The organism is Pseudoduganella lurida, assembly GCF_007830455.1.
Classification (GTDB): domain Bacteria; phylum Pseudomonadota; class Gammaproteobacteria; order Burkholderiales; family Burkholderiaceae_D; genus Rugamonas; species Rugamonas lurida.
This window is the reverse complement of record NZ_VLLB01000005.1, coordinates 172,040-192,534: the sequence shown is the minus strand read 5'-3', so window position 1 is coordinate 192,534 and position 20,495 is coordinate 172,040. Positions and strand designations below refer to the sequence as shown.

The 20,495-nt window shown below is 65.2% G+C and carries 15 protein-coding genes; 7 read left to right on the top strand and 8 right to left on the bottom strand.

The features are described from left to right. Nucleotides 1-20: 20 nt before the first annotated feature. The 4 genes from IP91_RS26450 to IP91_RS15615 all read left to right on the top strand — a co-directional run bounded on the left by IP91_RS26450 (nucleotide 21) and on the right by IP91_RS15615 (nucleotide 2,670). Nucleotides 21-185: a hypothetical protein gene (locus IP91_RS26450; protein ID WP_229474501.1), complete on the top strand. Its 165-nt coding sequence runs from the start codon at nucleotides 21-23 to the stop codon at nucleotides 183-185. Between the two features lie 89 nt (nucleotides 186-274). Further along, entirely contained in the window at nucleotides 275-1,105 is an 831-nt protein-coding gene (locus IP91_RS15625; RefSeq protein ID WP_145650010.1) for a glycosyltransferase family 2 protein, read from the top strand. 122 nt (nucleotides 1,106-1,227) lie between these two features. Continuing rightward, nucleotides 1,228-1,458 (top strand): DUF6139 family protein, encoded by a 231-nt coding sequence (locus IP91_RS15620; protein WP_145650009.1) that lies wholly within the window; start codon nucleotides 1,228-1,230, stop codon nucleotides 1,456-1,458. A 180-nt stretch (nucleotides 1,459-1,638) separates the two neighbouring features. Beyond that, nucleotides 1,639-2,670, top strand: coding sequence for a glycosyltransferase family 4 protein (locus tag IP91_RS15615; protein ID WP_145650008.1), 1,032 nt, complete (start codon nucleotides 1,639-1,641; stop codon nucleotides 2,668-2,670). Between the two features lie 102 nt (nucleotides 2,671-2,772). On the opposite strand, the gene IP91_RS15610 is transcribed toward IP91_RS15615, so the two are convergent. Together IP91_RS15610 and dnaE are read right to left on the bottom strand one after the other, a co-directional pair. Next, nucleotides 2,773-3,273: a CcdC protein domain-containing protein gene (locus tag IP91_RS15610; protein ID WP_145650007.1), complete on the bottom strand. Its 501-nt coding sequence runs from the start codon at nucleotides 3,271-3,273 to the stop codon at nucleotides 2,773-2,775. A gap of 99 nt (nucleotides 3,274-3,372) precedes the next feature. Continuing rightward, on the bottom strand, nucleotides 3,373-6,891 hold the full coding sequence (dnaE, locus tag IP91_RS15605) for a DNA polymerase III subunit alpha (RefSeq protein WP_371860624.1): 3,519 nt from the start codon (nucleotides 6,889-6,891) through the stop codon (nucleotides 3,373-3,375). Between the two features lie 211 nt (nucleotides 6,892-7,102). Between dnaE and IP91_RS15600 the strand changes: the two genes are divergently transcribed. Continuing rightward, nucleotides 7,103-7,507, top strand: a complete 405-nt coding sequence (locus IP91_RS15600) for a GtrA family protein (RefSeq protein WP_145650005.1) — start codon at nucleotides 7,103-7,105, stop codon at nucleotides 7,505-7,507. Here the strand turns inward: IP91_RS15600 and IP91_RS15595 are convergent. Continuing rightward, the gene (locus IP91_RS15595; RefSeq protein WP_145650004.1) at nucleotides 7,468-8,571 is read right to left on the bottom strand and encodes an acyltransferase family protein; all 1,104 of its coding nucleotides are present in this window, start codon (nucleotides 8,569-8,571) and stop codon (nucleotides 7,468-7,470) included. The two genes, IP91_RS15600 and IP91_RS15595, sit on opposite strands and share 40 nt — an antisense overlap. A 79-nt stretch (nucleotides 8,572-8,650) precedes the next feature. On the opposite strand from IP91_RS15595, the gene IP91_RS15590 reads away from it, so the two are divergent. Then, entirely contained in the window at nucleotides 8,651-9,574 is a 924-nt protein-coding gene (locus IP91_RS15590) for a sulfurtransferase (RefSeq protein WP_145650003.1), read from the top strand. Between the two features lie 4 nt (nucleotides 9,575-9,578). Next, the gene (locus tag IP91_RS15585) at nucleotides 9,579-10,676 is read left to right on the top strand and encodes an acyltransferase family protein (protein WP_145650002.1); all 1,098 of its coding nucleotides are present in this window, start codon (nucleotides 9,579-9,581) and stop codon (nucleotides 10,674-10,676) included. A 231-nt stretch (nucleotides 10,677-10,907) separates the two neighbouring features. Here IP91_RS15585 and IP91_RS15580 read toward each other — a convergent pair whose 3' ends face one another. The 5 genes from IP91_RS15580 to IP91_RS15560 all read right to left on the bottom strand — a co-directional run bounded on the left by IP91_RS15580 (nucleotide 10,908) and on the right by IP91_RS15560 (nucleotide 20,417). Next, nucleotides 10,908-12,257: a TolC family outer membrane protein gene (locus IP91_RS15580; protein WP_145650001.1), complete on the bottom strand. Its 1,350-nt coding sequence runs from the start codon at nucleotides 12,255-12,257 to the stop codon at nucleotides 10,908-10,910. Between the two features lie 4 nt (nucleotides 12,258-12,261). After that, on the bottom strand, nucleotides 12,262-13,620 hold the full coding sequence (locus IP91_RS15575) for an HlyD family type I secretion periplasmic adaptor subunit (RefSeq protein WP_145650000.1): 1,359 nt from the start codon (nucleotides 13,618-13,620) through the stop codon (nucleotides 12,262-12,264). Further along, entirely contained in the window at nucleotides 13,617-15,467 is a 1,851-nt protein-coding gene (locus tag IP91_RS15570; RefSeq protein ID WP_145649999.1) for a type I secretion system permease/ATPase, read from the bottom strand. The genes IP91_RS15575 and IP91_RS15570 overlap by 4 nt, the downstream gene beginning before the upstream one ends. Nucleotides 15,468-15,684: 217 nt before the next feature. After that, on the bottom strand, nucleotides 15,685-18,492 hold the full coding sequence (locus IP91_RS15565; RefSeq protein ID WP_145649998.1) for a DUF4214 domain-containing protein: 2,808 nt from the start codon (nucleotides 18,490-18,492) through the stop codon (nucleotides 15,685-15,687). Nucleotides 18,493-18,992: 500 nt separating this feature from the next. Continuing rightward, entirely contained in the window at nucleotides 18,993-20,417 is a 1,425-nt protein-coding gene (locus IP91_RS15560; RefSeq protein WP_158643156.1) for a FecR family protein, read from the bottom strand. Nucleotides 20,418-20,495: the final 78 nt, after the last annotated feature.

Genomic DNA, 20,495 nt, shown 5'->3' with positions numbered 1-20,495 from the left:
ACCGGACGGAGTTCGCTAACATGGCGCCGGAATCGCGGCCAGCCCGGTTCGCGGCACCAGATGGCGGCCAGCAGGAACCCGAAGCTGCACAGGCCAACGCCGGCGCCGGCGATCAGGGACAGGAAAGGCAGGAGGAAAACCAGGCAGGTGACGGTTACAAGTTTTACGTGGGCATTCTTGGTTAAAGTATTATTCATCAAAATCATTCGAGCGATGCCGGTCGACGCTCCCCATCACTTTCGTCATATTCCACGTTCCTTCGGTTCACGACTTCATGCAACAAGCGGCGACAATCTCGGTCATCATCACCACCTACAACCGCCCGGATGCGCTCGCCGCGGTGCTGGAGGGCTGCTTCACGCAGGATGATGACCATTTCGAAATCATTATCGCTGATGACGGCTCCGCGAACAACACGAGGGAATGCGTGGCGGCCCTGCAGGCGCGCTCCCCCGTGCCCCTGCGGCATGTCTGGCAGCAGGATGCCGGCTTCCGCGCGGCGCGCGTGCGCAACCTGGGCACGCTGGCCTCCAGCGGCGACTACATCGTGTTCCTCGACGGCGACTGCGTGCCGGCCAGGAACTTCGTCTCGCAGCACCGGCGGCTGGCCCGGCCCGGCTTCCTGGTCTCCGGCAGCCGGGTGCTGCTCTCCGAGGAATACACGCAGGCGGTGCTGACGCGCCACCTGAACCTGCAGGCGCTGGGCGCCCTCACCCGCCTGCGGCTGCGCCTGGCGGGCCATTTCAACAAGTTCCTGCAGACGGTGCTGGTGCTGCCGGACGTGGGCCGCGTGCGCCGCAAGTTCAGCTGGCGGCGCATCAAGAGCTGCAACCTGGCCGTCTGGCGCAGCGACCTGGAGAAGGTGAACGGCTTCGACGAAAGCTTTACCGGCTGGGGCCACGAGGATTCCGATCTGGTGGTGCGCCTGTTCAATGCCGGCGTGCTGCGCAAGGACGGCGCCTTCGCCACCGAGGTCTACCACCTGTGGCACCAGCAGAACCTGCGCGACCAGGCCACCAGCAACCGCAAGGTGGTGCTGCAGCGCGCCGTGGACGGCACCACCCAGGCCAGCGCCGGACTGCGCGAACTGGCCGCCGTCGCCTAGGTCCGCTCCGCAAAACGGGCGGCGTACAATCGGCTAAGCCCCGCGCATGTGCGGTACCGTACGGAGCTCGCGGGCCGGTGCTGCCAAGCTGGCGACTTGTCTATCAAAACGGAGGAAACGCGATGCGCCTGGATATTTACCGACGACCCGAACACGACGGCATCTTTTCCTATCTGGCTGTCCCCGAAGGGAAGCCCATTCCGCAGGAAGCCATCAACACCGACTGGGAACCCCAGCAGAAGTCGCTGGAAGTCGCCGACGATGCCGATGCCCTGCCCGAATTCCATATCGAAGGCGCTGCACAGCAGATCAGCCTGAAGGGTTATGCGATCACGAGCCTGAAAGACATGTAAAACATGTAAGGATATGTAAGGTCCGGCGCGCTGCCGGACCCGGTTTCTTGCGAAGCCGCCGCCCGGGTTTTGGACCTGCGCGGCGGCTTCGCCACATTTGCGCATCGCGAAAGACCGGGCCGATTTTACGGCCGCACCAGCTTGTATAATCGATCATCCCACCCCGACCGGGAGCCTGGCGTGATCCACTTCTTCCCCACCTACACGAAGGACGGCACGCGCTCCCCGTTTGCCCTCGGGCTGCAGGAACTCGGCGTCGACTACCGGCTGTTCGCGGACGACGTGCGCTTCCGCTACCGCTCCCGCCTGAAACTGCTGTTCGTCGGCTGGCCGAAGCTGGCCTGGTTCGCGCTGCGTGCGGGCATCCGTTCCCTGGTCACCAGCCGTACCCGGCCCGAGGCGGTGGTGCTGGGCTCGGACATCGAAGTGCTGATCTTCGCGCCCCTGCGCGCCCTGTTCTCGCGGCGCACGCAGATCGTGCTGCTGGGGTTCATCCTCACGCCGCGCACCACGCCGCTGGCCAACCGGCTGCGGCTGGCCTATTTCCGCTGCGTGATGGCCTTCGTGGACAAGCTGATCTGCCACTCGTCCACGGAGCGCGAGCGTTACCGGGCGCTGTTCGCCAACGGCCGCACGGAAGTGTTCTACATCCCGCACGGCACGCACATCCACGGCCGCGAGGAAGCGCCCGCCCCTGCCGCGGAGCCGTACATCCTGACGGCGGGCCGCTCCGGGCGCGACTACGGCACGCTGTTCGCGGCGGTGGACGGCCTGCCGGTGGCGCTGCACGTGGTGTGCGACAGCGATGCGCCGCTGGCCGGCCTGCATGTGCCGGCCAACGTGACGGTGCTGCGCCAGTGCTATGACGGCGACTATGTCGAGCAGCTGAAGAACGCCCGCTTCGTGGTGGTGCCGCTGGGCGTGGCGGACATCTCGGCCGGCCAGATGGTGCTCCTGCAGGCGATGGCGTTCCACAAGGCGGCCGTCATCACGCACACCCTCACGGTGGCGGACTACGCGACGGACGGCGTGGAAGCGCTGCTGGTGCCGCAGGGCGACGCGACCGCCATGCGCGCCGCGATCGTGCGCCTGCTCGACGATCCCGCGTACACGGCGCAGATGGCCGACCGCGCGATGGCGGCATTCGACGAGCGCTTCTGCATGAAGGCCTTCGTGCGCAACCTGGTTGCCGCGATCCGCAGCCAAAAATAGGGCCAGACCCCTGTTTACCGGCAATAAATCCCGCGTTCAAAAATAGGGACAGACCCCATTTTTAAAGCAACGAAATCGCAGCAATGAAATCGGCGGCGACGCTTAGCCAGCCAGCACCTGGCGCCGCCAGCGCAGCAGCCCGAACGCCACCGTCCAGTAATAGGCCAGCAGCATGCCCACCATCGCCAGCGTGGTGAAGGTCAGCTGCGACGTGCCGGTGGGCGCCTCGCCACCCAGCAGCATCGGGCCGAAGCGGTAGGCCATGCGGCCCACCAGCGCCAGGGTCAATGCCGTGCCGATGTAGGGATTGGGGGTGTAGCAGAAGGCGCCGCCCGGTGCCGGCGCATGCAGCTGCATCTTCGCCAGCGCATACCAGCCGAGCGCCAGGCCGGCCGCGATGCCGGGCACCAGGCCGTACGGCACGGCGCCCTGCGCCACGGCGCCGCAGCCCATCCCCAGCGCCAGCAGCGGCATGAAGAACAGCGAAAAACGCTGGCGCGCGACGGACAGCGTCTGCCGCCCAAAGTTGCGCCGGATGCGGGCGAACAGGCGCCACGCGATCAACAGACCGATACCGCCTGAAACGAGAAGATTTGAATGCATGGAAGGAGCCGAAAGTTGTGCACCGCGTGGGCGGACCGGCGTTCAGCTTACCTGCAAAGTTGCCAGAAAAATGGGGTCTGTCCCTATTTTTTTGGAAATTTAGTACTCGACCGCCACTTCCTGCGCGCCCAGCACCCGCTCCAGCGCCAGCGTGAGCTCGTCGGACGGGGCAACGCGCCAGTCGTCGCCCAGCTGCAGCGTGCAGTCGATGCCTTGCGGGCGGATGCGCATCTGCACCGGCAGGCCGTAGTCGTCGCGGTGCGGGGTCAGCACTTCCTGCAGCTTCGCCGGCGGCACGGCGTTCGGCAGCACCCAGCCCATCTGGCGGCCGAACTGCAGCCGCGCGGAGACGATGTCGTATACCTTCTCGGCCGAGATGCGCAGGCCGCCCGTGAAGCGGTCTTCCGACACCTTGCCCGTCACGGCCAGGAACTCGTCCTCCGTGAAGGCCTTCTTGTTCGCCTCGTAGACTTCGTTGTAGACGGTGACCTCGACCACGGCGCTCTTGTCGTCCAGCGAGACGATCAGGATCTTGCCCCGCTGCGTGAGCTGCGTGCGGATGCCGGTGATCACGCCGCACATCATGCGCGGCTCGCGCGACGGCTCCAGTTCGGCGAGCTTGGTGCGCGCGAAGCGGCGCGCCTCGGCCGCATAACCGTCGAACATGTGGCCGGACAGGTAGAAGCCGAGCGCGATCTTCTCTTCCTTCAGCTTGTAGCGGTCGGTCCACGGCGTGGCCTGCACGTACTCGGGCGGCGCCACCAGGTCGCTGTCGTCGCCACCGAACAGGCTGACCTGGTTGGCGGCCTTCAGTTCCTGCTCGGCGCACTCCATGGCGAAGCCGACGGAGGCGAACAGCACAGCGCGATCGACCTTGAAGCAGTCGAACGCCCCCGAACGGATCAGCGCCTCGATGGTGCGGCGGTTGATCTGGCGCTTGTCCACGCGCTTGCAGAAGTCGAACAGGCTGGTGAACGGACCATCGGCCTCGCGCGCCGCGATGATCGCCTCGATGGCGTTCTGGCCGGCGCCCTTCACGCCGCCCAGGCCGTAGCGGATCGCCATCACCTTCTTGCCGGTGACGGAGCGGGGCTGGCCGTCCGGACGGAAGCGGTAGGCGGACAGGTTGATGTCCGGCGGCAGGATGGTTAAACCACAAACTTCAATGGAGTCCTCGACGAGAATCTTGACCTTCTCGGTGTCGTCCATCGTCAGCGACATGTTGGCCGCCATGAACGCGGCCGTGTGGTGCTGCTTCAGGTAGGCCGTGTGGTACGACAGCAGCGCGTAGGCGGCGGCGTGCGACTTGTTGAAGCCGTAGCCCGCGAACTTCTCCATCAGGTCGAAGATCTCGTCGGCCTTCTCGGTGGTGAGCCCCCGCTCGCCCGCGCCCTTGCGGAAGATCTCGCGGTGCTCGGCCATCTCCTCGGCCTTCTTCTTGCCCATCGCGCGGCGCAGCATGTCGGCGCCGCCCAGCGAGTAGCCGCCGATGATCTGCGCCATCTGCATCACCTGCTCCTGGTAGACCATGATGCCGTAGGTCTCGGACAGGATGCCCTCGGTGCGCGGATCCGGATAGTCGAACTTCTCGCCGTGCTTGCGCTTGCAGAAGTCGGGAATCAGGTCCATCGGGCCCGGACGGTACAGCGCGACGAGCGCGATGATGTCCTCGAAGCGGTCGGGCCGCGCATCCTTCAGCATGCCCTGCATGCCGCGCGACTCCAGCTGGAACACGGCCACCGTCTTGGCCTTGGTCAGCAGGTCGTAGGAACCGCGGTCGTCCAGCGGCAGCGACTCCAGGTTGAAGTCCTTGTCGGCCGGGTCCAGCTCGCGGATGTAGTTCACCGCGCGGTCCAGGATCGTCAGCGTGGTCAGGCCCAGGAAGTCGAACTTCACCAGGCCCACGGCCTCCACGTCGTCCTTGTCGTACTGCGACACGACGCCGGTGTCGCCGGACTGCGTGTACAGCGGGCAGAAGTCGGTCAGCTTGCCCGGCGCGATCAGCACGCCGCCGGCGTGCATGCCGATGCCGCGCGTGATGCCCTCCACCTGCTGCGCCAGGTCCAGCAGCTGCTTGACTTCCTCCTCGTTCTCGAGACGCTCCTTCAGCTGCGGCTCCTCCTCGATCGCCTCGGCGATGGAGACAGGCTTGCCCGGCTTGAACGGGATCAGCTTGGAGATGCCGTCGCAGAAGTTGTAGCCGAAGTCCAGCACGCGGCCCACGTCGCGGATCGCGCCCTTGGCCGCCATCGTGCCGAACGTGGCGATCTGCGACACGGCGTCGCGGCCGTACAGGTCCTTCACGTGCTGGATCACCAGCTCGCGCTTCTCCTGGCAGAAGTCGATGTCGAAGTCGGGCATCGAGACCCGTTCCGGGTTCAGGAAGCGCTCGAACAGCAGGTTGTACTTGAGCGGGTCGAGGTCGGTGATCTTCAGCGCGTAGGCCACCAGCGAGCCGGCGCCCGAACCCCGGCCCGGGCCGATCGGCACGCCATTGTTCTTGCCCCACTGGATGAACTCCGCCACGATCAGGAAGTAGCCGGGGAACTTCATGTTGATGATCGTGTTGTTCTCGAACGCCAGGCGCTCCTCGTAGCGGGGCCGCTGCTGCTCGCGCTTCACCGGATCGGGGAACAGCTGCAGCAGGCGTTCTTCCAGGCCCTTCTTCGTTTCGGCGACCAGGAACTCGTCGATCGTCATGCCCGGCGTGGGGAAGTTCGGCAGCTGCGGCTTGCCCAGCGTGAGCGTGACGTTGCAGCGCTTGGCGATCTCCACCGAGTTTTCCAGCGCGTTCGGCAGGTCCTCGAACAGGATCGCCATCTCTTCCTGCGTCATGAAGCGCATCTGCTCGTTGAAGCGCTTCTGGCGCTTGTTATTGGCGATCATCTCGCCTTCGGCGATGCAGATGCGCGCCTCGTGCGCGATGAACTCCTTCTCGGACATGAACTGCACCGGGTGCGTCGCCACCACGGGCAGGCGCAGCCTGGCCGCCAGCGCCACCGACTGGCGCACCTGGGCTTCCTGGTTCGGCTGGCCGGCGCGCTGGATCTCGATGTAGAAATGGCCGGGGAACAGCGCCGCCCATTTGCGCGCGTGCTTCTCGGCCAGTTCCAGGTTGCCGTTGTCGATGGCGCAGCCGATGTCGCCGAACTGCGCGCCGGACAGCACGATCAGGCCGTTGGCGCCGCTCTCGCCCGGCATCACGTCGAAGGTCCGGTCCTTCAGGGCTTCCAGCCATTCCACGCGCACCTCGGCGCGGCCCTTGTACTGGTTGGTCAGCCACGCCTGCGACAGCAGGTCGCACAGCTGCAGGTAGCCCATGCGGTTCTTCGCCAGCAGCAGCAGGCGGCACGGCTTCTCGCGGTTGTCGTCGTTGGTGATCCACACTTCGCAGCCGATGATCGGCTTGACGCCCTTGCCGCGCGCCGTCTTGTAGAACTTCACCATGCCGAACAGGTTCGACAGGTCGGTGACGGCCAGCGCGCCCTGCTGGTCCTTCGCCGCCGCCTTCACCACGTCGTCGATGCGCACCAGGCCGTCGACGATCGAGTATTCCGAGTGCACGCGCAGGTGGACGAAGGCCGGCCCCGTCGGGGTGGACGTATCGTCGGGCTGCACAACGGGTTCGGCTAGATGCGGATCAAGGATTTCAGTGCTCATATGCTAACGCTCGGTGGCTGGTGATGCGGGTGGACCTGCTATTTTAACGCCGGCCGGCCAATCACTGCCGGCTTAGTTTTCCCCTTCCGCGCGCACGTCGGCCAGCCAGCGGGACCGGCGCCGGCCTGCTCTATAATGTCGGCTGCTCCGCCATCCCGCACCGATTCCCATGCCAGTCCGCACGTTCGCCCTCCGCTACGCCCCGCAATTGCGCTTTCTCGTCGCGGGTGCCGTCAACACGCTGGGCGGCTATCTGCTGTACCTGCTGCTGCAACTCGTGCTGCCGTACCAGGTGGCCTATTTCCTGGCGTTCGTGGCCGGCGTGGTGGGCGCCTACTGCCTGAACACGCTGTTCGTGTTCCGCACCCGGCTGGCGTGGCGCACGTTCCTGGCCTATCCGGCCATCTACATCGTGCAGTACTTCATTTCGGCGCCCATGCTGGCCGTGCTGGTCGAATGGCTGCACGTGCCGGCGACGGTCGCGCCGCTGATCGTGAGCGTGGTGATGATCCCTGTCTCGTTCCTGCTGAACCGCTACATGCTGCTGCGCGGCACCCCTTCCGCCACGCCGTAGCTGCGCCGCATGCGCAGGAACGGCTCCTCGACCGTGCGGTAGGAGAGCGTGGCGATCGCCCACGTGAGCGCATACACGAGTATCCCCAGCAGCACCGTATCGGCCGCCGCATTGCCGGTCAGTGCCGGCAGCCCAAACGTGCGGCCCAGCGTGTGGATCACCGCCGCATGCAGCAGGTAGAAGGAAAAGCTCACCTTGCCGCCATGGCACAGCGCCCGTTCCAGCCAGCCCGGCAGCGCGCGCCGCAGCGACACCCACGCCACGATCACCCCCGCCCACACCACGCTTTCCTGCAGCGACCAGGTGATCCAGAACGGCGCATGCGTGTCGCCGAACGGGGCCACGCGGGCCTGCAGTGCCGTATTGGCCACCGCCAGGAACAGGGCCAGCGGCGCCAGCCAGGCCGCGTGCCGTTCCAGCCACGGCTGCACGCGCGGGTACAGCGTGGCGGCGAGCATCCCCACCAGGAACTGGTCGAAGCGGCCGACGAAGGTGCTGAAGTACATCAGCGTGCTGCGCCCGTTCTCGCCATATGCGGCAAGCTTGAACAGCAGCATCAGCACCAGCAGGCGCACCAGGTAGCGCGGCCCCTGCTCCAGCGTGAAGCGCGCGATGAACGGGAACACCAGGTAGAACAGGAACTCCAGCGAGATGCACCAGGCGGCGCCCGTCACGACACTGGCCGACGTGGGCGAATTGCCGAGATTCGTCGTGAGCAGGTACAGCACATCCTGCGGCTGGAAGCGGTCGCGCCCGATCGACGTGGCAAGCAGGAACACCACCAGGAACAGCGGCATGATGCGCAGGATGCGGTTGCGCAGGAAATCACTGTACACGATGGTCTTCTGGTGCTGCGCGATCTGCATGAACAGGAAGCCGGACAATGTGAAGAACAGCCCCACGCCGGTCTGCCCTTCCGTGACGATGCCCCACCAGGAACCGGCCAGCGGCGGCGCGCCGTGGCCACGCGCTTCGATATGAAAATGGAACAGGAAGACGATCAGCGCGGCCAGCCAGCGGAGCTGGTCGATGCGCGGGTTGTAGGCGATATTGAGCGATTTCATCGGCTGGCGGCGGGCCGGCCTGGCGCTTGCAGCGACGGCCGTGCTTTATAATGGAGGCTTCCCACTGTACTGAATTATCATGTCCAACGCCACACCAACCCACGCTGCCGCCGCTCCTGTCACGGGCGGGGAACCGGCCTTCGTCAACATCGCCGCCTACAAGTTCATCACCTTCGACGACACCGAAGCGCAGCGCCCGCGCTTCCAGGATATCTGCGCCCGCCTCGGCCTGCGCGGCACGATCCTGCTGACGCCCGAAGGCATCAACATGTTCCTGTCCGGTACGCGCGCCCACATCGACGAGTACCTGGCCTGGCTGCGCGAGGATCCCCGCTTCGCCGATATCGAGGTGAAGGAAAGCCTGTCGGCCGAACAGTCGCACAAGCGCATGCTGGTGAAGATCAAGAGCGAGATCATCACCATGCGCATGCCGCTGATCAAGCCGGAAGAAGGCCGCGCACCGTTCGTCGAGGCGAAGACGCTGAAGCGCTGGCTGGACCAGGGCCATGACGACACGGGCAAGCCGGTGGTGATGGTCGATACCCGCAACGACTTCGAGGTGGACGTGGGAACGTTCGACAACACGGTGGACTACCGCATCGCCAAGTTCACCGAGTTCCCGCAGGTGATCGAGAAGCACAAGGCCGATTTCGACGGCAAGACGGTGGTCACGTTCTGCACCGGCGGCATCCGCTGCGAGAAGGCCGCCATCCACATGCAGAACATCGGCTACGACAATGTCTACCAGCTCGAAGGCGGCATCCTGAAGTATTTCGAGGAAGTGGGCGGCGCGCACTACACGGGCGATTGCTTCGTGTTCGACTACCGCACCGCGCTGAACCCGCAGCTGCAGCCGACCGAGACCGTGCAGTGCTTCGCGTGCCGAGCCGTGGTCACGCCGCGCCAGCAGCTCTCCCCGCAGTACGTGTACGAAGTCTCCTGCCCGCATTGCGCGGACCAGCCGGCCGACCGGCCCGAAGCCCCCGCCAGCCAGCCGGCCTGACGGCGTGGACCGCTTCATCTTCGCCAACCAGCTGCGCGGCATCGCGGCGCTGCTGGTGATGATGGCGCACTACTTCGGCGTCTATTTCGCGGCACAGCCGATGATCGGCCGCATGACGGCGTCGCCCGACCTAGGCTTCACGCCGCCCCCCTGGGTGCGGGCCTTCGAGCTGCCCTACCAGGGCCCCACCGGCGTGGCCGTGTTCTTCCTGATCAGCGGCTTCGTGATTCCCTTCAGCCTGCGGCGCCTGTCGCGCGCGGGCTTCCTCGTCAACCGCTTCTTCCGCATCTTCCCCACCTATGCCTGCTGCCTGGGGCTGGGCCTGCTGGCCGTGTGGCTGAACGCGCGCTACTGGCAGCAGCCATTTCCGTTCACCTGGCACGACTACGCCGCCAATGCGGCACTGGTGCACAACCTGCTGGGCGTGCCCACGCTCGACGAAGTCAACTGGACGCTCTCCATCGAGCTGAAGTTCTACCTGCTGGCGGCGCTGGTACCCATGGCGCTGCTGCGCCCGGGCCTGGGCTGGCTGCTGGCGCTGCTGGGCGGCGCGCTGCTGGCCACCGCGTGGCACCAGCATTCCGGCCACGGCACGCTGCTGGCGATGGAGGCCAATTACCTGACCTTCATGGTGGCCGGCACCCAGTTCCATCACCACGCCACCGGCCAGCTGTCGACCGGCGCACTGTACGCCCGCGTGCTGCTGGTACTGGCCGCCTTCACCGGCACCTGGGCCTTCGGTCCCCAGCCCGGCCAGTTCCCGTGGGTGACGGTGTGGTACTACAGCGCCGTGCTGGTGTTCGGCCTGTGCTACCGCTGGCGCGGCGCGTTCCGCCAGCGCCGCGTGCTCGATTTCCTCGCCAGCATCAGCTACCCGCTGTACTGCGTGCATCCGCTGTTCGGCTACAGCCTGCTGAAGGTGCTGATGCACCGCGGCCTGCCGTTCGGCGCCGCGGTACTGGTGACGATGGCCGCCACCATCGGCCTGGCATGGCTGGTGCACAAGGCGGTCGAGGGGCCGACCAATGCGCTGGGCAAGCGGCTGGGGAGCCGGTTTTCGAAGGGCCAGGCTGGCGCGTATGGCGCGGCCACGGCGCCGTAAGCCAAGGGGCGCATGCTGCGATAGTCTGCAGCCCTCAGCACCGTGTGCGCACGGTGCGACGGGTTGCGGCACGCGAGAACTGCGGTGCGGAGGATGCGGCGGTCTGCAGCGTGCCAGCCACCCATCGCGGCCGCCCGGTGCCGGCAGCCCGGCACGCACCGCCCTCGCGCAACCAAACAAAAACCCCGGCAACGCGAGCTGCCGGGGTTCTTTAACAGCGCAACGCCCGCATCAGCGGAAGTACGAAGCCATGTCCCGCACATCCTCATCGCCCAGCGTACCGGCCGCGGCGCGCAACCGCAGCTTCGCCAACAGGTAGTTGTAACGCGCCTGCGCCAGGTCGCGCTCGCTGGTGAACAGCGTCTGCTGCGCATTCAGCAGGTCGAGGTTGATGCGCACGCCGCCGCGGATGCTTTGGGTGGTGGCCGTCACCAGCAGTTTCGCGGAAATCACCGCCTTGTCCAGCGCCTGGATGCGCGCCGTGCTGCTCGTGACCGCGGCATACTGCTTCTTCAGTTCGACGGTGATCTTGTCCGTCTTGACCTGGTATTCGGCACGGGCCTTTTCCAGCCCGGCGACGGACTGGCGGCTGACGGCGCTGATCTGGCCGCCCGCATAGATCGGCACGTTGACCTGGATGCCGATCGCGCGGTTCTTCGATTCCTGGTTGTAGGTATTGAGCGTTTCCGCCGTGTTCTTGCTCACGCTGGCCACCATGTCCACGCGCGGATAATGGCCGGCCTTGCTGCGGTTGACTTCCTGCTGCGCTGCCTCGATCGCGAACGTCTGGCTCACCAGGTCCGGGTTGTTGTCGAAGGCCAGTTTGCGCCACTGTTCGTAGCCGCCTTCCGGCAGCGGCGCGATGCGGAAGCGCTCGGCCAGTTCGTCCAGCCCTTCGACCGGCTGGCCCACCACGCCGGACAGCGTGGCCAGGGCCGCCTGCTCGTTGTCCTGCGCTTCCAGCAGCTGCGCTTCGGACAGGTCCAGGCGTGCCTGGGTCTCCAGCATGTCCGTCTTCGTGCCCTCGCCGCCCGTGAACAGGCGGTCGTTGACGGCGCGCTGCTCGGCATACATATCGCGCTGCACTTTGCTCAGGCGTACCTGCTCGCGCGCGAACAGCGCGTCGACATAGGCCGAGACCACGCGCAGGATCAGCTCATGGCCGCGCAGGCGGAACTGCTCTTCGCTGTAGTTGGCCTGGGCGTTGCCCTGCTTGTAGCGGGCCAGCGCATCCAGGTTGAACAACGGCTGGCGCAGCTGCACGCTGGCGGTACGGCTGATGTATTCCGGCTCGCTCGGCACGCGCTGGCCCTGCTGGGTCGTGACCACCAGGTCCGCGAAGTTCTTGTTGGCGCCGTAGTTGGCGGATACATTGGGCAGCAGGTTGGCGCGCCCGATGATGCGGTTCTCGCGGCCTGCCGCCGCATCCTGCACGGCCTCGCGGAACGTGGGGTCGTTGGCCAGCGCGGCCTGGTAAGCCTGCATCAGGCCCAGCGCGCTGGCCGGCGCCGATGCGGCACCGAAGCCCGCCAGCAGGGCGGCAGCCAGCGCACCACGCAGCCTGGTATTGGTGAACTTCATCAGATCATTCCTCCGACATCGCGGACTTGGCGCGATCGAAAATCGGCTTGAGCAGATAGCTCATCATCGTGCGCTCACCCGTCTTGACGACCATCTCCACCGGCATGCCGGACTGGATGTCGAGCTTCTTCTCGGCGATGATCTTCTGGCCCGCCGGCGACACGTGGGCGCGCACCTTGTAGAACGCATTGCCGGTGCGTTCGTCCACCGTGCGGTCGGCGGAGACCGTGGTGACCACGCCCGGCACGTGCGGCGTGCGGTTGGTATTGAAGGCCGAGAAGATCAGCTCCACCGGCAGGCCGTCGTGCACGCGGTCCACCAGGTTCACCGGCAGCTGGCCCTCGATCACCAGCGGATCGTTGGCGGGCACGATATCCATCATGCGCGCGCCGGAACCGACCACGCCGCCGCGCGTGAACACGTTCAGTGCGACGACCGTGCCATCGACGGGCGCGCGCACTTCGGTATTGGACAGGTCGTAGTCCTGGCCCTGGATGCGGCTTTCCAGCGCACCCGCTTCACGCTGCGTGTCCGACAGCTGGGCGCGCACTTCCTTCTGGAAGTCCTGCACGCGCTGCATGCGGCGCAGCGTGAGTTCGGTGACCTGGCGCTGCGAACGGCCGATATTGCCGATGTCTTCCGAGATCATGCCGGTCAGCTGCGCATAGGTGCGCTCCTGGTCGAGCATGCGGTTGCGGGCGATGTAGCCTTCCTTCGACAGGTCGCGCATATTGTCCAGCTGTTCCTTCAGGATCGCCAGCTGTTCCTTCTTGGCGTCGCGCGATTCCTGCAGGCCCTTCATCTGCACCTTCAGGCCGGCGATGTTCTCGTCCACCGCGGCCAGCTCGCTCTGCAGCGAGATGCGGCGGGACGAGAACAGCTGCTTCTGCAGCTCGAAGCCTTCGATCACGCGCGGGTCGCTCTTGAACTGTTCCAGGGCGGCGGGGAATTCCAGGCTGGACTTGCCATCGCGTTCGGCCAGCAGGCGCGCTTCCATCAGGCGCGAGGTGATGTACTGGGCGCGCGTCGATTCGGCGGCCGAGCGGGCCTGCGTGCTGTTCATGCGCACCAGTACCTGGCCCTTTTTGACCACGTCGCCATCCTTGACGAGGATGTCGTCGACGATGCCGCCGGCCAGGTGCTGGATCGCCTTGCGGTTGCCTTCCTTCGACACGAAGCCGGACATGGGCACGCCCTTGTCGAGCGGCGCGAAGCTGGCCCACAGGATGAAGCCCAGCACGCCGAAGATCACGACGAACCAGCCGATGCGGGCGAACTTCGAGGCGTCGGTATTGACGACCAGCGGACTCACGTCATGGCTGATCACGTCCGTTGGTGCAGTCCTGGTAATCAGATCGCTCATTTTTGCTCCTGTGCGGTGGCGGCATCATCGGCAGCTTTCGGTGCGGCCGGAACCGGCGGGACGCCAGCGGCGGCGCGCGCCTGGGCTTCGGCCTGGGCCTGCGCCTGCGCGCGGGCCTGCTGCTGTGCCTGTTGTTGTGCCTGCTGCGTCTGCAGCTGTTTCTGGTTGGCTTCGTTGAGGGCGTTCAGCACCTCGCGGGTCGGGCCGAACATGGCCGCGCCGCCGTCGCGCAGCACCAGCAGCTTGGTGGTGGCGCTGATCGCGCTGGTGCGGTGCGTGATCAGCACGATCGTCTTGCCGCGCTGGCGCAGGTCGTTGATGGCCGCCACCAGCGCGGCTTCGCCCACGTCGTCCAGGTTCGAATTCGGTTCGTCCAGCACGATCAGCGACGGATCGCCATACATCGCGCGGGCCAGGCCCAGGCGCTGCTTCTGGCCGCCGGACAGGCCGGCACCGCCCTCGCCCAGCTGCGTGTCGTAGCCGGCCGGCAGGTGCAGGATCATGTCGTGCACATTGGCGCGCTTGGCGGCTTCCACGACCTTGGCTGAATCCACCTCACCGAAGCGGGCGATGTTCTCGGCAATCGTGCCGCTGAACAGTTCGATATCCTGCGGCAGGTAGCCCAGGTGCGGGCCCAGCTCGGCCTTGTTCCAGTGATAGATGTCGGCGCCATCGAGGCGCACCTTGCCGACCTGCGCCGGCCACACGCCCACCAGCAGCCGCGCCAGCGTGGACTTGCCGGAACCGCTCGGGCCCACCACGCCCAGCACGTCGCCGGCGGCAATCGCGAAGCTGAGGCCCCGCACGACCGGCACGGTGACGCCCGGCGGCGCGGCGGAGACGTTTTCAACGGCCAGGTGGCCGGTCGGCTTCGGCAGTTCCATGCCGGCTTCGCGCTGCGGATTCGTCTGCAGCAGGCTGGTCAGGCGCTCGTAGGCGCTGCGCGTGCTGGACCAGCTCTTCCACACGCCGATCACCTGCTGCACGGGCGCCAGCGCACGGCCGACGAGGATCGACGCGGCAATCATCATGCCCGGCGTCATTTTGTTCTCGAGCACCAGCAGCGCGCCAAAGCCCAGCACCAGCGACTGCAGCGACACCTGCACGAACTTGGTGATGGCGGCGATCAGGCCGGCCTTCTCGCTTGCTTCGGCCTGCAGGTTCAGGAACTTGCTGTGCAGCCGGAACCAGCGGTTCTGCAGGTTCGGCAGCATGCCCATCGACTCGATGACTTCGGCATTGCGCAGGTTGTTGGTGGCCAGCGTGCCGGACACGATGGACATGCCGTTCGCCTCGGCCAGCGGCTTGCGCGTGACCTTTTCGTTGACGATCGCCAGGATCACCAGGATGGCCGTGCCGCCCAGGGCAAACAGGCCGAGGGACGGCTCGAACACGAAGATGACGATCAGGTAGATAGGGAACCACGGCGCATCGAAGAAGGCGAACAGTGCGTTCCCGGTCAGGAACTGGCGCAGGTTCGTCAGGTCCGCCAGCGACTGGCCGGCATTGGTGCCGGCGCGCTTCAGGTTCTGCTCGAAGGCGGCCGTGTAGACGCGCTTGTTCATCTGCATGTCGAACTTGGCGCCGACGCGGATCAGCACGAAGCTGCGCATCATTTCCAGAGTGGACATCAGGATGTACGCGCCCAGCATCAGCAGCGTGAGCATCAGCAACGTGTATTCGTTACGGCTCTGCAGCACCCGGTCGTACACCTGCAGCATGTACAGCGATGGCGCCAGCATCAGCAGATTGGTGATCGCGCTGAAGGCGCCGACGGTATAGAAGGTGCGCTTGAAACCCAGCAGGATCTGCTCGATCTCGTTACGTTTGGTGAGGAGATTTTTCATTGATATGCCGATAAAACCCTGCGGGAACGGCGCGCGGGTATCGGCGCCACGTCTAGGAACGTGACATTATCCATCAAAAGCCACTTCAAATGTGATGTGCATCACATTTTCTTACAGAAACAACGGTTGCGGTGGCATAAATGGAAAAGCCCCGTCCGGGGACGGGGCTTTTTGATCCGGACACCATCCGCCGGGGCGGATGGTGAGGGAAGACTTCTTACACGATGAAGAAGTGGTTGGTCGTGCCGTTTTCGACCAGGTTGGTCACGCCCGTCACGCCGGTCAGCTGCACCAGGGTGTCGGTTGCGCCGCCTTGGACGAACAGGTAGGTGCTGCCGGTGTATTCGAACACCAGAGCGGCGCCAGCCGTAGCGGTCGTTGCGGTGTCGGCCAGGCCAGCAGCATCAGCCAGCGTCGAAGGACCAGCGCCCGTGAACGTCAGAACGCCGTTCGTCAGGTTGGTGGCGTTGGCAGCGACGGTGTACGTGTCACCAGCAGCACCCAGCGAGATCATGTCTGCGTCGGCGATTGCATCGGCCTTGGCAGAAGCGTCGCCAGTTGCGGTGCTGACTGCAACGGCCAGTGCTTTTTCGAAGCCCTGGATCGACTCGACACCAGCGATCGACGAAGCGCTGGTCACCGAGATCAGGTCAGCGCCCGAACCCAGCTTGATCGTGCCGCCGTCGATGACGCTGGCCAGCGAAGCCGTCAGGCCGCCGGTTGCGCCGGACGTGTCGATCGTTGCCAGCTTGATTGCGCCGGTGCCGACGGTGACCGTCACGTGCTCTTCGCCCGTTGCGGTGATCGATGCCAGTTTGGCAGCGCCCGTACCGACGTTGATGACTACGTCCTGATCGCCGCTCGAGGTGATGGCAGTCAGTTCGCCCGCGCCGTTAGCGACGTTCAGCGTGTTCAGAGCATTGTCGCCACCGGACGTGATAGCGATCGTTTTCAGAGCCGTGCCAGCGACGGTCAGCGCAGCAACGTTGTCGCCGGTTGCGTTGACAGCTTCGCCCACGAAGGAAGAATCGAACACAGCCTTGACGCCGGTCGCGTTGGTGATGACCGATGCGTTGGCCGAGGTTGCCGTCGTCGTAGCAGCGGTCGTTGCCGTTTCGTCGATGTCCAGCGTGACGGTCAGGTCGCCAGCGACCTTCTGGTTGATCGTCAGTGCGCTCAGCGCCGTTTCAACGCCACCCACGACGGTACCGGTGTCGCCGGTGATGCGGTAGCCAACGCCAGCACCCACGTTTTGCAGGACTGCGCCCGTGCCGACGTCACCGGTGGTGATGATTTCGGACACGGTGTTTTTCTGCGACAGGATTTCGACGTCCAGGGCTTTCGCCAGGTTCTTCGCATCGAATGCGTCGAAGTTGCTGAAGGCACCCACGTTGGCGGAGCCAACCAGGTTCAGCAGCAGAGTGTCGTAGCCTTCGCCAGCATCGATCGAGTCGGTGCCGTTGATTGCAACAGCGCTCGTGAAGATGTCGTCGCCTGCGCCCAGGTTGATGTTCAGCGTTGCAGCGTCACGGCCAATGATGTTGACGGTGTCATTGCCTTCGCCGGCGTTGACGGTAACGATGCCGTTGCCGGTAACGTTGATGCGGATCGTGTCGTCGCCTGCGCCGGTGTTGACGGTGGCGGTCACGGTTTCGTCAACGGTCGTCGTCGTGGCGTTGTCCTTGGCGGTCACGGTGACCAGGGTGATGTCGTCCTTGCCCGAGCCGGTGGTGATGTTGGCAACGGTGGTTTCGCTGTCAGCGTAGGTGATCGCGCCGGTGCTTGCAGCAGCGTTGATCGTGGTCAGCTTTTTGGTCGTGGCGCTGCCAGCGTTGTCGGTGATCGACAGGTTGGTTGCAACCGACGTGTTCAGGGTCAGGGTCTGCACGTCTTTACCGACGGTCACGCCCAGGTTCGTGTTGCCGATCACGCCGTCGCCGCCGGTGGAGTCGGTCACGACGCCGGACAGGTTTACAGCGGCCAGCTTGCCGCTGGTGCCGGAGATCACGTTGAAGGTCGAACCTTCAACCACGCCATCAACAGCGATCGAAGCGCTGGTAGCTGCGTCGGTAGCGGTCACGGAACGGGCAGCAGCGGTGGTCAGGCCACGGAAGCCGGCGGTCGTGCTGGATTCCAGGTTCGTGACGTTGGCGGCTGCGCCGATTTGCCACAGAGCGGTTGCGCCCGTGAATTTCGAACCATCGGCCAGAGCAGCGACAGCACCATTGCTGTTGAAGATGTTGATCGTTTCGATGCTGCGGATGGTCGTGTTGGAGCCGATCGTGGTGTTGATCGGGGTCGTAGCGCCAGCATCGGTGTAGATGTTCAGCGTGTCGTTACCTGCGCCGCCATCGATCGAGTCGAAGTTGCCCAGGGTCGAACCAGCTGCACCACTTGCAGTCACGCTCAGTGCGTTGAAGATGTCGGCGCCAGCGGTGCCGGTCAGCGTGTCAACGCCAGCGGTCAGGTTGGTCGTCGTCGTGGCGGTGCCATCGTGCGCAGCAACAGCAGCAGCAGCAACGGCGTTCAGGTTGGCTTCGGTCGTTGCCGTTGCCAGGGTAGCTGCGTCGGTCACACCGGCCAGGAAGGCACGGGCGACGGAGTTGGCGGCATCACCCGAGTAACCGACGATTTCGGCGCCATCGGTCAGGGAAGCGGTGAATGCGGAAGCGGCAGCGACTTTGGAGTCGATGGCGATCTTGTCGGCGTTCTGGGCGGCGCCAGCGATCGTCAGGGCGATCGAACCGAACGTTTCGGTACCGGCGATCAGCTTGTTGGCCCAGTAGACCAGACCAGCGGCTTCTGCAGGACGGCCGAACAGGTTCATGTAGATGGCGTTGACTTGCTCAGCAGCCGTTTTGCCGCCGTACACGTCGGTGTACTCGGTCGAGTTCGCGAATTCGTTGGCCACGGCAGAGATGCTGCTCTTGTTGGCACGGTCCAGCCAGAACGACAGGCCCAGCACGTCAGCTGGACGGTTGAAATAGGCAACGTACAGTTGTTGAATTTCGGTAGCGGTGGTCATTAAGGTACTCTCCTAGGGATTAAGATTAGCTGCTGGCGTTGCACTGTTCGCAGTACTACGGCAGCCATGATGGCAGAAGACGAATGCCTCGGAATGTGACGTTCGTCACACGCCTTGAGCTTTTGTCGTTTTTTTTCGCAAATATATTGAGAAAACTCCGCGACACATTATCAGAGATGACTGTTTGGAATGCAATAGCATCACGTTCCGGTAATCATGGTGGACCGGCCCGCATTATCGCGGAATCAGGCAATGCGGACTCAGGGGAATTAAAGCGGGTCTGCCCGCCTTGCGCATGAGTGTAGGGGAACTGCTGCCGGGGTGGCGCACGAAAAAAAAGCGCCGCATATGCGGCGCTTTTATAATGATATTCAGTCAATGACGAATCGGCAAGTACAGGAATTTAAAACATCCGTTCGCCTGCTATTTATTCAGTGGCCATTCGATCCGCCAGATCACTCCCAACGTGATCACTTGCAGCATGATCACCTGCAGCATGATCACTTAACCCAGTAAGTCACGCCATTCGCAGTACGGCGCTCATCCAGCCGCGTCGTGAAAATATAGGCGGCGTCGTTCCGCGTGCCCAGGCTGCCGCTCACGGTCATGTTGCTGGCCGGCGTAAAGCGGTTGATGGCCGACATGTCGCCATTGCTGCCCAGGTTGCCTTCCGCCTGCAGGCGGAACGTGTCCTTGCCGGTGGTCAGGTCGAAACCGGTGGTGAAGGTGCGTGCGCCGAAGTCCACGTTCAGCTGGCCGTTGGTCAGCGCCGCAGCGCTCGGGGTCAGGCTGCCGCTCGTGCTGACCAGCGCCTCGCCCTGGCTCAGCGAGAAGCCGGCGGCGCCGGACTGGGGCATCTGGTACTCCGTACTGGCATCGCGGTACACCGAGTAATACGCGTTCGAGCCCACTAGCCGCGCACCCTGAGCAACCAGCTTGGTGCCGTCGACCGTGCCGGCGGCGCCCGCCACGGCGGCCCAGCGGCCCCATACCAGATTGCTTGGCGGCAGGGGCGGCGGCACCGTCTCCACCGGCACGGACACCACGGGCTGCTCGGCCGGGGCCGACACCAGCGGATCTTCCGGCGTGGCCGCCTGCACCGGGGGCACCGGCGGCGGCTCGGGCGGCAGCACGGGCGTGCGCACCGTCAGGCCCTGCTGCAGCACGTTGCTGGCCTTCTGCGGATCCAGGCTCGGCTCGGCCGATGCGACGGGGGTGGTGGCGCCCTTGCCCGGCTCGTCGCCGCGCGGCGGCGTCACCGCATCCGGCGCCAGCGGGCCGCCTGGCAGCACGTTCGGTTCGGCGCGGCCGCGGCGCACCTGCAGCATCTGCCCCGCCTGGCTGGCGGCCAGTTCCCGGCTGGCCGGGTGTTCGCATGGGCCTGCGCCGCCCGGCTGGCAGCTGCCGCCGAAGCCGCTGACGACGATCGCGCCGGACAGCACCGTCACGTTCGACGTTTCCTGGTCCGTGAACACCGTGAAGTCGGTGCCCCGCACGCCGATCGCCGCCACGGGCGTGTTGAACCGGAAATTCTGCCGCGCCGCCTTGACGCCGTTACCGGAGACGCTGCGCGCCACGCCTTCCAGCAGCTCCAGCTTGACGCGCGTGTTCGCGGGCGTTTCGCGGTCGATATGATAGGCGGCGATGCGCGCGCGGCTCGAAGGGCGCAGCACCAGCAGGCCGTCATCGACCGTCTTCACATAGATATAGCCGTCGCGGCCAGTGGTGATCTCGTCACCTTCCTGCACCACGCCGTTGAGCGCCACCGGGGCCCGGCCGATCCGCACGTCGCCGCTGACGAACACGGCGCGGCCGGCTTCGCCCGCCCAGGCCGGGGTGGCACAGGCCGCGACAGCAAGCAGCACGGCGCCGCAGGCGGCACGCAGGGGGGAAAAACGGCGGTGGACGGGCATTGGGAACGGCATGGTGGACTCCTTGAGCTTGCTATTGTGCGGCACTGCGCGGGGAAAGCTGTGACAGCCGTCACATCCGCACGGACGTAT